Genomic DNA, 15599 nt, shown 5'->3' on the forward strand with positions numbered 1-15599 from the left:
AAGTATGGCCAGATAACTACAGAGGAACTTAAAGACATATACGGCTATAATCATCCGCCACGGGCAATAAGAGATGTTCGAGAGAACGGCATTCCTGTAAAAACGTTTCGTGTAACAGGAACGGATGGTAGAAAAATTGCCGCTTATAAATTTGGCGCCCCGTCAGAAATACGGGTCACTCAACTATCGGGCCGTACGGCATTTTCATCCAGGCTAAAAGATGCACTGGTGGGAAAATATGGCTCGCGATGCAATATTTATCTTGAACCGTTCCCAGTAAGAGAGTTGCAAATCGATCACAGAATCCCATTTGAGATTGCGGGGGACAAAGGTGGCCTGTCTGAAAATGTAAACGACTATATGTTGTTATGCGTTTCTGCAAACAGGGCAAAATCCTGGAGTTGCGAAAATTGTGCAAATTGGCGGAAAAGGCGAATTGCCGCTTGCCGTTCCTGTTACTGGGCTTTCCCAGAAAACTATACGCATATTGCTATGCGAGATATTCGAAGGCTTGATCTCCTGTGGTCCGGCAAAGAAGCCGCCGAATACGACCTGCTGGTAGAAGAAGCGGCAAAGCTGCGGGAAGAGGTGCCGGAATACGTCAAGAAAGTGCTTCGCAAGCACTTTAGAAGGCCCAGGTGAACGCTGGCGCCGGAACCGGATCACTTGACCGGCATGCCCAAGCGCATGGCGCGCGGGTTCGGGCGCCATGCTTTGCTGCTCTCTCCAGCCCGCGGCCATGTTTAGCAATCCAGCGTGTGACTGCGCTCCCACTCGCTGAGGTGAGAGATGTAACTGCGCCATTCCTCCATCTTTAGCTTGAGATAGGAGCTTGCCAGTTCCTCGCCCAGCATTTCCCTGACGGCGCGGTTCTTCTCCAGCAGGCGTAGCGCGTCGAACAGGGTCGCCGGCAACCGCTTCAGGGAGCGCTGCCGGGCGCCCGTTTCGTACATATTAACCGACAGCGGTTTGCCCGGGTCGCGCTTGCTGGCAATGCCCTCCATGCCGGCGGCCAGGATCGCCGCCTGCATCAGGTAGGGGTTCGCCGAGCCGTCCATGGCGCGCAGTTCGAAACGGCCGGCATCCGGCACCCGCACCATATGTGTGCGGTTGTTGCCGGAGTAGCTGATCGCGTTCGGCGACCAAGTCGCGCCGGACTGCGTGGCGGGTGCGTCCAAACGTTTGTAACTGTTCACCGTGGGGTTGAAGATGGCGCACAACGCGCCCACATGGCGCAAGACGCCGCCCAGGAAGTGGCAGGCGGTGCGCGACAGGCCTAATTCATTGCGCTTGTCTTCGAACAGGTTTTTGCTTCCCGCCCGGTTCCATAACGACACATGGCAGTGACAGCCGTTGCCCGTCAGTTGCGGGAAGGGCTTGGGCATGAACGTGGCCCTCATGCCATGTTTCTCGGCGACGCTCTTGACCATGAACTTGAAAAAGGCATGGCGGTCAGCCGTCCGCAGGGCGTCGTCGTAGGTCCAGTTCATCTCGAATTGGCCGTTGGCGTCTTCGTGGTCGTTCTGGTAGGGCTCCCATCCGAGTTGCTCCATGCAGTCGCAGATCTCGCTGATAACGGGATAGCGCCGCATCAGCGCCTGCTGGTCGTAGCAGGGTTTTTCCTGCGTGTCCGCAGGGTCGGATATGGCGCGCCCGTCCGAGGAGATCAGGAAGAACTCGCACTCGACGCCTGTCTTCATGCGCCAGCCCTTGGCGGCGGCCTTCTGCACCTGCCGTTTCAAGGCGACCCGGGGTGAGGCCTCGACTTCCTTGCCGTTCATCCACAGGTCGGCGGCCAGCCAGGCGATCTCCGGGTTCCACGGCAGCTGGATCAGGCTGTCCGGGTCCGGGACGCCGAACATGTCCGGATCGGCCGGCGTCATGTCCAGCCAGGCCGCAAAGCCGGCAAAGCCCGCGCCGCCGCCTCTTTGCATGTCCATGATCGCGCGCGCCGGCACCAGTTTGGCGCGCAGAGATCCGAACAAGTCGGCGAAACTGATCAGGAAGTACCTGATCTTCTTCTTTTTTGCGATTAGGAAAAGGTCTTTGCTCATTACTCGCTACCTCCTTTATGCTTTGCGGTGCTTTACGCTGTGCGCCGATTCGCACTCGCGAGCCCCGCCCTTCGGTTGCCGAACGCCTGGGCCAGCCAGCGCCGGTAAAATTGGCGGCCCAGATGGTGCATGGCCCGCGCTTTGTCCTGCAGTCCCTGCAGGATCTCGGCGCTGCCCTGTACGCTGGCCGAAGGCGGGGGCATTTCGGGGCCGTATATCTGCAACCAGCCGCGCACGATGCGCGGGGTCGCTTCCAGGTGCGGTCCGATCGCCAGCAGGCTACCGTGGGCAAAGGCCTGCATCGGTTGGAACTCGGTGCCCAGCAGAGGCGTCGCGCCCCTGGGCAGGGCAACGTTGTCTTTATGCCAGAACATGACGGGGAGGCCTTGCGCGAGCTCCGGGTCGCACCATTCGCATAGCGCCGAGCGGTCAGCGATCCGGGCAGGGTGCCAGCCAATTTCCCAGCGCGGCATCGGCCGAATATGTCCGCCCAGCGCCTTGCTGATCAACTGCGCCCCGAAGCAATGACCGAGCACCGGGAAGTTCCTTGCGGCTGCCTTGCGGATCAGTTGCAGTTCGTCCGCGATCCAGGGACGGTAGTCGTTGACGCCGTAGTCGGCGCCCAGGAAGACCAGTCCGGAGACGTCGTTCAGGCATTGCGGCACCGGCGCCCCCTTGTCCAAGGCGACTACCTCGCAGGGGACGCGCTTGCTCAGAAAGTTCAGCAATTGGCCGGGACCTACCCAGGGATGATGCTGGAATATGCGGATAGGTTTAGCATGGGCGGCAGCTCCGTGGTCTTTGCCGGGGCCTCTGGGCTGCTCGAGACGCAAGTCGGTCACGGCCCTGCTCCTTCCCGTTGCCTTGTCGGCGCGGCACGCAGAACGCGCAGACCTGCCGGGCCGCCGCCGAATTCCGCCACCGCCGCCTGCAATTCGTCGTAAAAGTATCCCGCCGCCGCACTGTCGGCGAGCAGGTGGTAGGCCGGCTGCCCGCCGCCCGTGGCCTCTCGAATGACCACCGTGCCCAGGTGTGCGACGGAAGTCTGCGCGACACCTCCCTCGGGGAAGTGTTGCGGGCGCAGGTCCATGGAGCACAGGCCGGCCAACACCTCCGGCGTCCGGGCGCCGGTGAGCAGATACCAGGCGTGACTGTCCTGCCAGTGCAGGGGCAGCCCCCAGGGGGGAGGGGACGGGTCGCCGCCGCTCCAGCGCGCCTGCAGCTTTGCTGGGAGCGGATCGCCGCCTGCGGTCCGCGGATTGCCCAGGACCAGGGCGCTGTCCTTGTCCAGAGTGGCAATGATGGCGCCGTCGTCTTGCGCCGCCGATCGGTTCGGCGCGTCCGGGACGCGCAGTCCGGCCGCGCGCAACCAGTCCAGACAGCCCTTGCCCTTGAAGCCGATCCGGGGCATGGGGCACAGGTCAACCAGACCCGCGCACCCGGCCCGGAGGCGTTCTCCTTCAAGGTCGCCGTAGTTGTCGGCCGCCATGGCATCGCCTACTTTAACGAAGCCCCCGGCGCCCGCCGCCAGCAATTTGCGATAGACGAAGCTGCGGCGCGGGCAGTCCGCGGGATGGGTTGGGGAATGATCTTTCGCAGCCGCCATCGCGCTACAATTGCTGGCGCCTGCCTTCCGGGTCGTAGAACGGCATTTTCGCCGTCTCGGCGCGGAGCGTTTTGTCGGCACCTGTCTTGATAAGGAAGCGGGCGCCGGGCGCCTGCTGTTCCGGCGCGACGAAGGCCATGCCCACCGGTCTGCCCAGCGTCGGCGAAAAGGCAATGGAAGTGACGTAGCCGGTAATTTCGCCGTCTGCGCGCACAGTCAGGTGGCACTCTTCGGGCAAAGGAGACTCCGGCGGCAGCACGAAGCCGACCAGGACCCGGCTCAGGGGCATTGCGGCGCGTATGGCAATGGGCCGCTTGCCGATGAAGAAAGGCTTGTTTTTGGAGACCGCCCATGCCATGCCTGCTTCGTGCGGGGAGCACAGCCCGTCGGTATCCTGGTGCAGGATCAGAAAGCCCTTCTCCAACCGCAACAGCCGTTGCGCCTCCACTCCGAAGGGACGGATGCCGAATTCCTTGCCCGCTTCCATCAACGCATCCCACAGCGCTTCGCCTTGCGAGGCAGGCGCGTGGATCTCGTAGCCCAATTCACCGACGAAACCGGCACGCATCAGCCTTGCCGGGATGCCCGCGATACCGGCTTCGTGCAATTCCATAAAGGGGAAGGCGGCAGCGGAGAGGTCCAGGTCCCGGACCAATTTCTGCAGAACTTTGCGCGAGTTGGGGCCGGCCAGGTTCACTGCGGCACAAGCGGCGGTGACGTTGGTAATGCTGACGTCCAGGCGCCACTCGGCATTCCACCGCAGCATTGTCCGGAAGACGGCCTCTACGCCGCCGGTGGTCGCGGTTACGTAGAAATGTCCCTTGCCGAGGCGGCATGCGATGCCGTCGTCCATGAGCGTGCCGAACTCGTCGGCCATTACGGTATAGCGGCAGCGCCCGACCCGCTGCTTGGCATGGGAGACCATGTACATGCGGTCCACGAATTCGACGGCGTCCGGCCCCACGATCTCCAGCTTGCCCAGCGTAGAGACGTCCACCAAGCCTACATTATTGCGCACGTTGAGCGCCTCCGCCCGGATTTGCGCATCCCGGCGTTCGGAGTCGCCATAGAACGAGGGCCGCAGCCAGGCGCCAACGATCTGCATCTGCGCCGCTGCCTCCAGGTGCCGTTCGTGCATTGCGCTCAGGCGCACCGGTTCGAAGGAACGACCGGCGAGGTCTTCCAGCCTTTCCGGAAAGCAGGGAGGGCGCTGCGTCGTGGTGAAAGCGCGCCCGGCGGGGGTGGCCGCTGCGCCCTGGGATGCCAGACGCAGCAGGTTCAGCGCGGAGTGGCGCCCCTGGGAAGGCCCCATAACAGCTGTGGTGTAGCGCTTAGTCAGCTCGAGTTGATCGAAGCCTTCTGCCACCGCGTCCGCTATATCGCGGATCTGCACGTCTTCGTCTAAATCTACAAACTCTCTGCCTTTCGGGTGCGGGAAGATGGGCCATACGGAGGCGTTATCCGGGGTGCCGGCCGCCGCCTCGCGCGGCGGCGGAGGGAGAGCGGCTGCGGCGCAGCCCGCTGTCTGCGCCGCCATGGCGCCGGCGCGGCGGCCTTCGGTCAGCGCCGCATCCAGTTTGCAGCAACCATTGACCGAGCCCGCAATCGTCGCGGCACGGCTGCCGTCAGGGAGCGCGTCTGTGACCAGCGTACCGAGTGCCGGGTCGTACGCCAGACGCCCGCCGGCATGACAGATCAGCTGGGCGGCTGGCGCATAGCCCACCGATACGCAAATGAGATCGCAGGAAATGCGCTCCGCCGGTTCGGCGACGGCGCCGGTTCGGCTAATCCGGGCAATGGCAGCGGCGCCTACGCTGCGGCCGCCATCCGCTGGCAAGGCCTCGAATACCGTGGCGCCAGCTACGACCCGCATTTGACGCTCCCGCGCCGCCCGTTCCAGAGCCCTCCCCGGCGGCGCCTGGCGCAGTTCCGCTATTGCCGCGACCTCGACCCCGGCATCTCGCAGGTCCAGGGCGACCCCGTAGCCATCTTCCCCGGCAGTAGCTACCACTGCCCGCAGGCCCGGCTTCACCCCGTATAGCCGCATCAATTTCTGTGCCGCGGTCCCGAGCATGACACCGGGCAGGTCGTTGTTGCGGAACACCAGCGGCTGTTCGATCGCGCCAGTGGCGGCGACTACAGCCTTTGCCCGCAATTTGAGCATTCCTCCCGTAGGGCTTATCGCTGACAGCAGGTTGTCCTGGAACCAGCCAGTGCAGGTCGTGCGGGAATATACGGAGATGCCAGGAGCGGCTTCGACCTGGGCCCTTAGCTCCGCCGCCCGGGTCTCCGCCGACTGTCCCTGTGGGTCCAGGCGCGCGAAGTTGAGACTGCCGCCCAGTTGAGGCTGATCGTCAATCAGGATCACCTCCGCGCCGGCGGCTGCCGCCTGCAGTGCGGCGCTCAGGCCGGCCGGCCCCCCTCCGATCACGGCGACATCGGTGAACAGATGCCGCTTGCGGCACGTCTTGCGGCGGGCATCCAGCTCCAGCCGGCCCAGCCCAGCGACCCGGCGGATGAACTTTTCCCAGAAGACCCAGGCTCCGTGCGGGCGGTGAAAAGTCTTGTAGTAGAAGCCTACCGGCAGGCAACGGCCGAACCATCCCATACAGGCGCCCAGGTCACGGTCGAGGCTGCCCAGGAAATTTTGCCCCCTTACTTCCAGCCCCTCAGAGACCGGATGCAGATCGGCGCGCACGCTCGTCTCGCCGGACAGGCAGACAAGGCAGTTCGCGTCGTGTCCCGCCATTGAAAAGGGGCCGCGCGGGCGATGATACTTGAAAGATCGCGACAGGAGCCTGCGCCCCGAGGCGGCCAGGGCGCTGGCGACGGTGTCCCCCTCGTAGCCGGGGTAGGGTACGCCCTCGAAGCGCAGCGTTACCGGCCGTGAGCGGTTTATAAATCGGCCCCAGGGGGCGGGGAGGCGGCGCTCCGTCACCGTGGTCACTTCAGGTTTCCTTCTGCGCCTGCCGCCTGTTCGCCGTGAATAGCTGTTCGGGCGGGTATGTCGCTATGATCTCGTCTGTTCCGGTGTCACGTTCGGCGATGAACCAGTAGGCGCTGGGCACGTGCATCCACCACTCCCTGACCACGCCTCTGGCGTTGTTCTCCATAAAGAGGTATTCCGCCCATTCCCGGTCGCCGCTGTCCGTCGGATCGGGCATGGTCTTCACTTCGCCCAGGCAGACGAACTCGGCGATGTTTCGCATGCCGTTCATGGGGCAGGGCATGAGCTTCATCGCAGGGAGGCCATCCGCCTCAGTGGCCTACGGCCGCCGAGGCCCTTTCTCCGATCTGACGGAACTGGTAGAAGCGATCCAGTGCAAAGGGCAGGAGCAACTCTGGCGTCTTGCCTGTAGCCAGGGTCTCGGCCATGCGCTTGCCGCAGACAGGGGTGGCCTTGAATCCCCAGGTGCCCCAACCGGCGTCCAGATAATAGTCTCGTACCGGGGTTTCTCCCATGACGGGGCTGAAGTCCGGTGTCATATCGGCGACGCCCGCCCATTGCCGCAGCACCTTCAGCTTGCCTAGAAAGGGGAAGAGGGCCAGGAGGTGCCCCGCCAACTCTTCCTTGAAGGCCAGCGTGGAACGGGTCGAGTAGAGAGGGTAGGGGTCGGCGGAGGCGCCCATGACCAGTTCGCCGCGGGCCGACTGCGATACGTAGAGGCTAAGCGAGCCTGAGACAACGATCGAGTCCAGGAAAGGTTTGACCGGCTCCGTAACGCAGGCCTGTAGCGGGATGCTGCGTATCGGCAACCGGACTCCCGCCATTTTTGCAACCAGAGAACTGGTCCCGGCGACCGCCTGCAATATCCTGCCGGCCTGGACTTTGCCGTGCGCCGTCTCCACGCCGGTGGCGCGTCCGTTTTTCACCTGGACGCCAGTTACCTCTGTATTTACATGAATTTCCACCCCCATCTCCATTGCTCGCTTTGCATATCCCCAGGCTACGGCATCGTGTCTGGCGATGGCGCCGGGAGGGTGATACAGCGCGCCCAGGATTGGAAACCGCGTATCGCGGCCCAAGTAGAGCTGCGGACAAATCCTGGCGATCTCGTCCGGATAAATTAGTTCCGAGCGCACGCCCAGGTGCTTGTTGACCTCAGCCCGCCAGCGCGAGGTGCGCACGCCCGCCAGCGTATGTGCCAGCGTCAGGTGTCCGCGCGGCGAGTAGAGTATGTTGTAGTCCAGCTCTTTGCTGAGCCCGCGGTATAGCCGCAACGATTCGTCGTAGAAGCGAATGGCCTCGGGGGTGAGATAGTTGGAGCGAATGATCGAGGTGTTGCGGCCGGTGTTGCCGCCGCCCAGGTAGCTTTTTTCCAGTACGGCGATGTTGCGTATGCCCCAGTCCTTCGCCAGGTAGTAGGCCGTCGCGAGACCGTGGCCGCCGCCGCCGATAATAACGATGTCGTAGGAAGGCTTAAGCCCCCCCGAGGTGGCCATGGGCTTCCTGTCCAGATGGTCCCCGCCAAGGCCGTATTTGAGTAGTTTCAGAGGCATCCAAGGGTTCCGCCAGCCAAGTTCGGGAGTGGACAAACAATATACCCTGCGCCGCAGGTATGCAATGCCGTTGCGCCGGCGCCCGGTTCCGGGAGGGCCCCTGCCGTGTTCCGGTTCGGACACATACGGGGAATTTTTGCGCAAGAATGCAGCGCTCCTTGCCTGGCGGTATAATCCCCCTTTAAGTTTTCTTTGCTAGAGACGAGGATTGATCCCATGCAACAACTTCCGCAACTTCAGAACAGACGCCGCGTTGCCCCGGTAGCGAAAGCGCTTTGCGCCCTGGTAGCCTGTTGCGCCGGCATTGCCCCAGGACTCGCCGCCGCGGCCGAGACCAACGATTATCCCACCCTGGATCGGGTGGGCTACGTGCTGAACTGCATGCAGGAAAACGGCGGGCAAAGCGTGGAGAATCTCTACGCCTGCGTCTGCCGCATAGACTTCATCGCCGGCCAGATGCCCTTCGAGACCTATGAGGATGCAAGTACCTTCGACCGATACCGGCGCATGCCCGGCGAAAAAGGCGGCATTTTCCGCGACAACGAGCAAGCCGAATCGCTGCTGGCGCAACTGGATAAGACCACGCTTGAGGCCGGAAAGCGCTGTCCTTTGGTTCGGCGCTCGGTGGCGCGACCGCCTGCGGCCCCAGATTCCTCCCAGGGCTCTTCCGAATAAGGACGCCTCTGGCCCCTAGCCGCTGCCCGTCGTCCCTGCCCTGTCTGGGGGGGAAGGGCGGTTCAGCGGCAAGGGGAGCAGCTTACGCGCGCACGCAGGCAACCGCGCGAAGATTCAGCCGGCTTCCCCTCCGGCGATCTGCGTCGGTTCCGGCAACGGATGGTCGGAGGTATGGACTAAATCCTTGGTATCCACCGCGCGCACGCTTAGCACGCCCTCCCGTTCCGGGACGAAGAAAAATCGAAAACTGGGGTCCTGGCTGATCGCGAAGGTCAGTTGGCTGCGCAGGATCGGCGCCTCGTCGTAATTCACTTCCAGGGTTTTGACGAAGTAGGCCGGCGGGCGCATGCCTGTGCGCTGGTCTGCCGCAAGGCCAGTGATGTTGGGGTGACTGATCCGCAACTGCACGAGGTTGGGTTCGCCCAGCTTCCACTCGCCAACCACTCCTAACTTCATCTTCCCCAGGTGCTTCCGGGAGGCCTCCATGGTTTTGCTCGGGGGCGGCGCCGAGCAGCCGCCCGTCGAACGGACGAAGGCCTTCGCCATGTACAGCCGGTCGTCGTTGGTCTCGGCGATGGCGCGCACGTAAGTGAGGTCGTCCAGGCGCAAGCGCATCGCCAGGTCTGCCCGACCGTTGCGGGGAGACAGCTCGAATATCCCAACCAGGGGCACGGGGTTGCGATCTATATAGACGTAGATGCGCTGGATGTGCAGGTCTTCCTCCTGCGGGATTCCGGTATGGATGGAGACCGGCACCACGGCCGGGTCTTCGGCCCGGAACGGCGCCTTGACCCCGATGATCTCCGCACTGGCATCCTCTATGATTTCGCGGTCTCCGAACTGGACCGGGCGCAAAGTTTCCTCCCAGGCTCGGTCGGATGCCTGCTCGGGGTTGTCCGCAATGCTCCTGCTGGCGTTGAGAATCGCTTCCCAGTCCCGTTCCTTCGTCTCCGCCAGCGCGGCCGTGCCGGCGACCGCCGTCGCAACCGCCAGCAGACTCGTCAATCCCAGGGGCAGAAGCCTCGTTTTCGTTCCCGTCTCGTGCATTTCGTTCACCTCGCGTCTTGCTTTGCCATCCGATTCAGGGTGGCGCTGTCTTGCGCGGAGTATAGCATGTATGCCCCCATGCTCACGCTTTTACTCACGCTTTACTTTGAAATCGCGGAAACGGGCAGTGCCTCAGGCCTGCGACGTTCACAGAACATGGCGGGGGAGCGAAACGGGACAGCCCTGCCGCGGCGGAATTGGTTTTTAATATATTTTAAAGTAGATATTCTCTGTAACTATATATATAAATTGATGATTATTTTTATATTTTCTAGCAGGTCTAAAATTTTTGTCCGCCCACTCCGGTCGTTCTCCAGCGCCGGAGCGCGGCGGAAGCGACAAGGCTTGACAACGGCAGGTTTTAAGGGGAATCTATGCGCCCATGCGGGGGGAATCCGCAATCCACTAAGTGACGACATTAGAGTTCATTGTTGCTCGGGCACTTCGAATCGGCGCCGGTATTCCTGCGCCGGTCGCGCCTCTTACCGTTGTCTTTCCCTTTTCCACCGGTTCATGATCGCTTGCGCGCTGCGGTTTGCGCCGTCTCCGGGTTCTGGATGAGACTCCAGACAAGACGGCTCGGGCGCCATGTCGCGATACCCTTCTGTACGCCCTGTTTGGACTTCGGGGGCACAAGAAGGTTTTCAATACTGAAGTCCGTTTTTCTTTTTTAGGAGAAAGCTAATGACGAAGCTCATCATGAGAGCCGCGTTGCTGGCGGGTGCTTCTTTCCTGGCTCCGCAGGCCGTCCTGGCCAACGAGGAGGTGCAGAAGCTGATCGATAACCCCAATTATTGGGCGTTCCCCGGCGGCAACTACTGGAACTGGCGGTACTCCGATCTCAAGCAGATCAATACCAAAAACGCCAGCAAGCTCCAGGCGGCGTGGACGTTTTCCACGGGCGTGTTGCGTGGCCACGAGGGAGGTCCGCTGGTTCTGCCGACTTCGGCAACCGGTCTGGACCACGATACCCTCTACATCCATGCGGCGTTCCCCAACAACGTCTTCGCCATCAACCTGGATAATCTGGAGATTATTTGGGAGTACGCGCCCGTGCAGGACTGGGACGAAGTCGTTCCGGTGATGTGTTGCGATACCGTAAACCGCGGTCTTGGCTACGGCGACGGCAAGATCTTGTTGCAGCAGGCAGACACGACCCTCGTGGCGCTGAATGCCAAGACGGGCGACAAGATATGGTCGGTGAAGAATGGCGACCCCAAGAAGGGGGAGACCAACACCAACGCCCCGCACGTAATCAAGGACAAGGTGATCACCGGAATGTCCGGCGCGGAGTTCGGCGTCCGTTGCTGGCTTGCGGCCTACAACCTCAGTGACGGCAAGCTGGCGTGGAAGGCCTACAGCATGGGCCCGGATAAGGACCTCCTGTTCGACTCCAAGACCACGTCCCTGGGCAAGAAGGTTGGCAAGAACTCCAGCCTGAAGTCCTGGGAAGGCGACCAGTGGATGCAGGGCGGCGGTTCTACCTGGGGCTGGTGGCCGTATGACAAGAAGGAAAATCTTGTCTATTACGGCTCCGGCAATCCCGGCACCTGGAACCCCACTGTGCGCCCGGGCGACAACAAGTGGAGCATGACCATCTTCGCCCGCGACGTGGACACCGGCATTGCCCGCTGGGTCTATCAGATGACGCCCCACGACGAGTGGGACTACGATGGCGTCAACGAGATGATCCTGGTGGACATGAAGGTGAAGGGCAAAGAGCGCAAGGCCCTGGTGCATTTCGACCGTAACGGTTTCGGCTATACGATGGACCGGGTCACGGGCGAGTTGCTGGTGGCAGAGAAGTACGACCCCGCCGTCAATTGGGCTACCCATATTGACATGAAGACGGGTCGCCCGCAGGTCGTGGACCGCTACAGCACGGACCACAACGGCGAGGACGTCAACACCACCAACATCTGCCCCGCGGCGCTGGGCACCAAGGATCAGCAGCCTGCGGCCTATTCGCCGCGGACGGGCCTGTTCTACGTGCCTACCAACCATGTCTGCATGGACTACGAGCCGGTCAGCTATGCCGCTGGCGGCAACGAGTACGTGGCCGGGCAGCCGTGGGTGAACGCGATCCTGAACATGTACCCCGCCGGGGTCGTGATGAAGGACGGCACCAACAACCTGGGCAACTTCATTGCCTGGGATGCCGACAAGGGCAAGATCGTCTGGTCAATCCCTGAGCAGTTCTCGGTGTGGAGCGGCGCTCTGGCGACCGCCGGCGACGTCGTTTTCTACGGCACGCTGGACGGCTACCTGAAGTGCGTGGACGCCAAGACCGGCAAGTTGCTGTGGAAGTTCAAGAACCCGTCCGGGGTCATCGGCAACGTGAACGGCTGGATGCATGACGGCAAGCAGTATGTCGGCGTGCTGTCCGGGCTGGGCGGCTGGGCCGGTATCGGCTTTGCGGCCGGCCTGGAGAAGGACACGGACGGCCTGGGCGCGGTTGGCGCCTACAAGGGCCTGAAGAACTACACCCGGCTGGGTGGCGTTCTGAGCGTCTTCAGCCTGCCGTAAAAACGGCGGCAAGCCCCGGGCTCGTTCCGGGGCGACAATTCCCGCCCTGGCCCCTGATCTGGGGGCCAGGGCTTTTTTTTTGCCCGTAAGAAGCGGAGCCGTGGTCCGGTTGGCGGGTCCGGCGCGCGTCCTGCCGCGCATTCAGGCCACGGGCCGTTTGTACGCCTCGCCCTCCCGTTCGCGCACCAGCCTGGGCACCAGATATCCGGGCAGGCGGGCGCGCAGGCGGCGCAGCAATGCCTTTGCCCGGCGCTCGCCCACCCGGTAGTGGGCGGCGCCAGCCACCGGGTCCAGCAAGTGCAGGTAATAGGGCAGGATCCCCGCGCCGAACAGCGCCTCGCTCAATTCCGCCTGCGCCGCCGCGCTGTCGTTCACGCCGCGCAACAGTACGGCCTGGTTCAGCAGCACGGCGCCCGCCCGCCGCAACCGCGCCGCGGCTTGGGTCGCCTCCCGGCCCAGTTCCCGGGCGTGGTTGGCGTGGGTCACCACCACCAACTGCCGGGGCCAATTGCCAAGAGCGGCGAGCAACCCGGCATCAATCCGTTCCGGCTGCACGACCGGGACGCGGCTGTGTATGCGCAATCGGCGCATATGCGGGATGTCGGCCAGGGCGCCTGCGAGAAAGGCCAACCGCCGGTCCGACAGGGTCAGCGGGTCGCCGCCGCTGAGAATCGTCTCCTTGATCGAGCGGTCGCGGCGCAACGCGGCCAATGCCTGTCGCCAGCCGTCGCGCCAACCGTCCGTCTCGCGGTAAGGGAAGTGCCGGCGAAAGCAGTATCGGCAATGGATGGGGCATGCGGCCGTGGCGACCAACAACGCCCGCCCGCGGTATTTATGCAACAGGCCCGGCGCGACCATGGCCTTGCGCTCGCCCACCGGGTCCGCTCCGAAACCTGCCGTCGGCAGGTCCTCCTCGGCCCGCGGCAGCACCTGCAACAACAATGGATCCCGCGGATCCCTTTTGGCGATGCGCCGCAAATAAGCGTCCGGCACCCGCACCGGGAAGTCGCGCGCGCCTGCCGCCGCCAGCGGTACGGAATCCCCGGCCAGCCCGACCGCTGCCAACAATTGCTCCGCGCTGCCGATTATGGCCGGGGCGCCGCCCGCGGATGTATTATTACCCATCGTTTCTCGAACCGGAGTGCGCGGCCATTACCACATACGCCAGCAGCGAATGCAAACCCGGACTGAAGGTCCTGTGCGATGGCGACCCCTGCGTCGTCGTGAGCAGCGAATTCGTCAAACCGGGCAAGGGGCAGGCATTTGTGCGCATGCGGTTGCGCAACCTGAAAAGCGGCCGCCTGCTGGATCGCACGTTCCGCTCCAACGAAAGCGTAACGGCGGCCGATGTCACCGAGCTGGAACTGCAATTTCTATATAAAGACGGGCAGCTGTGGCACTTTATGGATCCCAAAAGTTATGAACAGCATGCCGCTGCCGTAGAGGAGACGGTCGCGCGCTGGCTGAAAGAAGGCACGATCTGCTCCGTAATCCTCTGGAATGGACAGGCGATATCCGTGGCGCCGCCGAATATCGTGCAACTGCGGATCGCGGAGACCGGCCCCGGAGTACGGGGCGACACCGAGAGCGGCGGCAACAAGGAGGCCGTGCTGGAAACCGGCGTGCGGCTTCGCGTTCCCCTGTTCCTGGAGGAAGGCGAGGTCATTCGCGTGGACACGCGCACTGGCGAATACATTGGCCGGGAGTAGTGGGGCCGGGAATAGTGGGGCCGGCAATAACGGGGCCGGGGGCAACAGCGCCGCCCGCGGCGCCGCCTCCGCCGGCGAGGACTGGCGCCCCTGCGCCGCCGCGCCCCTGTTGCGCCGCCGGGCCGCCTTGCTTGCCCGGCTGCGGGCCTTCATGGCCGCCCGGGAGATCCTTGAGGTCGAAACCCCGCTGCTCTGCGCCTTCCCGGCCGCGGAGTCGCAGATCCGCTCCTTCCGCGTCGTTGCGGCAGGCGGGGAGGGCGGCTACCTGCGGGCCTCGCCGGAATCCGACATGAAGCGCCTGCTGGCCGCCGGTCTGGGGCCGATCTACCAACTCGGCCGCGTCTTCCGCCGCGGCGAGCGCTCGCCGCTGCATGAGCCGGAGTTCACCGTATTGGAGTGGTATCGCCCGGGCTTCGACCAGTACCGGCTGATGGACGAGGTGGCGGAGTTATTGCGGGAGCTGGGCCTGCCCGCGCCCGCAAGGCTGAGCTACCGCGATGCCTTCCGCAGGTACGCAGGGCTTGACCCCTGGACGGCTTCGGCCGCCGAGTTGGCGGCGGCCGCATCCGCGCAGGGCTTGCGGCGCGCCGCCCGCCGCGCCCGCCGCGAGAACCTGGACCTGCTCCTGGCCGTCCGCGTGGGCCCCCGCCTGGGACGGGAGCGGCCGCAGTTCCTGTGCGACTTCCCCGCCGACCAGGCCCTGCAAGCGCATGTCGCCGCCGGCGATCCTCCTGTGGCCGAACGCTTCGAGTTATTTGTGCGCGGGGTGGAGATCGCCGACGGCTGCCGTGAATTGACCGACGCTGCCGAACTGGAGCGCCGCCTGCGGGGGGGCTCCCGGCGCGCCCCGGACACCGGCCTGCTGGCCGCTGTCCGCCACGGTCTGCCGGAGGGCGCCGGCGTCGCCCTGGGCGTGGATCGCCTATTGCTGACGCTGAGCGGCGCCGAGCGGCTGGCCGAGGTGATTGCCTTTCCCCGGGCCTTCCCCCGGGAGCGGCAGCGCCCCCCGACATCGGCGTAGGGGCGCCAGGATGAGATGCCTCGGTTTCATTGGATGCGGTATAACCGTTAGATGACCTGGTAGGATCGGAGCGATGACGCAGGCGAACATCGAGTTGCTGAAGGCCCTGAAGTCGGCGGGCGCGGACGAGGCACTGGCCGAGGCGGCGGTGCGGTCGCCAATGGCCGTCGGCGAGGTGGCGACGAAGGCCGACCTGGCCCGGCTGGAGACGCGGGTGCTAGCGTACCTGATGCCAGTGTACGTGCTGCTCGCGTACTTGGCGATCCGCCTGGCCTAGCGCCCCCCGCCTGCCTGGTCCACCTTAAAGCAGACCGCCAGCAATCCGCAACGCCGCACACCCAACCCGTCATTCCCGCTTTTATTTTGTCATTCCGGCGAAAGCCGGAATCCCGCGCAAGTAGAGCGCGGAACGCGCACATTTGCAGCGCCTGGCGGCCGCCCCTCCCTTAAAAGGAGCGCGA

14 protein-coding genes are annotated in these 15599 nt (G+C 63.8%); 6 read left to right on the forward strand and 8 right to left on the reverse strand.

Features of this window, described 5'->3' with window-relative positions:
* Window positions 1-642: HNH endonuclease (locus OXU43_02455; protein ID MDD9824021.1), on the forward strand; the 642-nt coding region annotated here is incomplete at its 5' end.
* 101 nt (window positions 643-743) lie between these two features.
* Here the strand turns inward: OXU43_02455 and glnT are convergent.
* Genes glnT through OXU43_02485 form a run of 6 tightly spaced genes read right to left on the reverse strand, consistent with a single transcriptional unit; the run spans window position 744 to window position 8160 of the window.
* Entirely contained in the window at window positions 744-2054 is a 1311-nt protein-coding gene (glnT, locus tag OXU43_02460) for a type III glutamate--ammonia ligase (GenBank protein MDD9824022.1), read from the reverse strand.
* Between the two features lie 32 nt (window positions 2055-2086).
* Window positions 2087-2896, reverse strand: coding sequence for a type 1 glutamine amidotransferase (locus OXU43_02465; GenBank protein MDD9824023.1), 810 nt, complete (start codon window positions 2894-2896; stop codon window positions 2087-2089).
* The gene (locus OXU43_02470) at window positions 2893-3660 is read right to left on the reverse strand and encodes a hypothetical protein (protein MDD9824024.1); all 768 of its coding nucleotides are present in this window, start codon (window positions 3658-3660) and stop codon (window positions 2893-2895) included. Before OXU43_02470 ends, OXU43_02465 begins: the two co-directional genes overlap by 4 nt.
* Window positions 3661-3664: 4 nt before the next feature.
* Window positions 3665-6607 carry a 2Fe-2S iron-sulfur cluster-binding protein gene (locus tag OXU43_02475; protein MDD9824025.1) on the reverse strand — a complete coding sequence of 981 codons (2943 nt, stop codon included), beginning with the start codon at window positions 6605-6607 and terminating at the stop codon, window positions 3665-3667.
* Window position 6608: 1 nt separating this feature from the next.
* On the reverse strand, window positions 6609-6899 hold the full coding sequence (locus tag OXU43_02480) for a sarcosine oxidase subunit delta (protein ID MDD9824026.1): 291 nt from the start codon (window positions 6897-6899) through the stop codon (window positions 6609-6611).
* Between the two features lie 19 nt (window positions 6900-6918).
* Entirely contained in the window at window positions 6919-8160 is a 1242-nt protein-coding gene (locus OXU43_02485; protein ID MDD9824027.1) for an FAD-dependent oxidoreductase, read from the reverse strand.
* Between the two features lie 216 nt (window positions 8161-8376).
* On the opposite strand from OXU43_02485, the gene OXU43_02490 reads away from it, so the two are divergent.
* Window positions 8377-8835 (forward strand): hypothetical protein, encoded by a 459-nt coding sequence (locus OXU43_02490; protein ID MDD9824028.1) that lies wholly within the window; start codon window positions 8377-8379, stop codon window positions 8833-8835.
* A 114-nt stretch (window positions 8836-8949) separates the two neighbouring features.
* Here OXU43_02490 and OXU43_02495 read toward each other — a convergent pair whose 3' ends face one another.
* Entirely contained in the window at window positions 8950-9882 is a 933-nt protein-coding gene (locus OXU43_02495; protein ID MDD9824029.1) for a quinoprotein dehydrogenase-associated SoxYZ-like carrier, read from the reverse strand.
* A 699-nt stretch (window positions 9883-10581) separates the two neighbouring features.
* On the opposite strand from OXU43_02495, the gene OXU43_02500 reads away from it, so the two are divergent.
* Window positions 10582-12408 (forward strand): methanol/ethanol family PQQ-dependent dehydrogenase, encoded by a 1827-nt coding sequence (locus tag OXU43_02500; GenBank protein ID MDD9824030.1) that lies wholly within the window; start codon window positions 10582-10584, stop codon window positions 12406-12408.
* A gap of 141 nt (window positions 12409-12549) precedes the next feature.
* Here OXU43_02500 and epmB read toward each other — a convergent pair whose 3' ends face one another.
* A complete protein-coding gene (gene epmB, locus OXU43_02505; GenBank protein MDD9824031.1) occupies window positions 12550-13533 on the reverse strand; it encodes an EF-P beta-lysylation protein EpmB in 984 nt (327 codons plus the stop codon).
* Between the two features lie 26 nt (window positions 13534-13559).
* On the opposite strand from epmB, the gene efp reads away from it, so the two are divergent.
* The 3 genes from efp to OXU43_02520 all read left to right on the forward strand — a co-directional run bounded on the left by efp (window position 13560) and on the right by OXU43_02520 (window position 15415).
* Window positions 13560-14117 carry an elongation factor P gene (gene efp, locus OXU43_02510; GenBank protein ID MDD9824032.1) on the forward strand — a complete coding sequence of 186 codons (558 nt, stop codon included), beginning with the start codon at window positions 13560-13562 and terminating at the stop codon, window positions 14115-14117.
* On the forward strand, window positions 14104-15138 hold the full coding sequence (epmA, locus tag OXU43_02515; protein MDD9824033.1) for an EF-P lysine aminoacylase EpmA: 1035 nt from the start codon (window positions 14104-14106) through the stop codon (window positions 15136-15138). The genes efp and epmA overlap by 14 nt, the downstream gene beginning before the upstream one ends.
* Window positions 15139-15211: 73 nt before the next feature.
* Entirely contained in the window at window positions 15212-15415 is a 204-nt protein-coding gene (locus OXU43_02520; protein MDD9824034.1) for a hypothetical protein, read from the forward strand.
* Window positions 15416-15599: the final 184 nt, after the last annotated feature.

It is taken from the genome of Gammaproteobacteria bacterium, assembly GCA_028817255.1.
Classification (GTDB): Bacteria; Pseudomonadota; Gammaproteobacteria; order Porifericomitales; family Porifericomitaceae; genus Porifericomes; species Porifericomes azotivorans.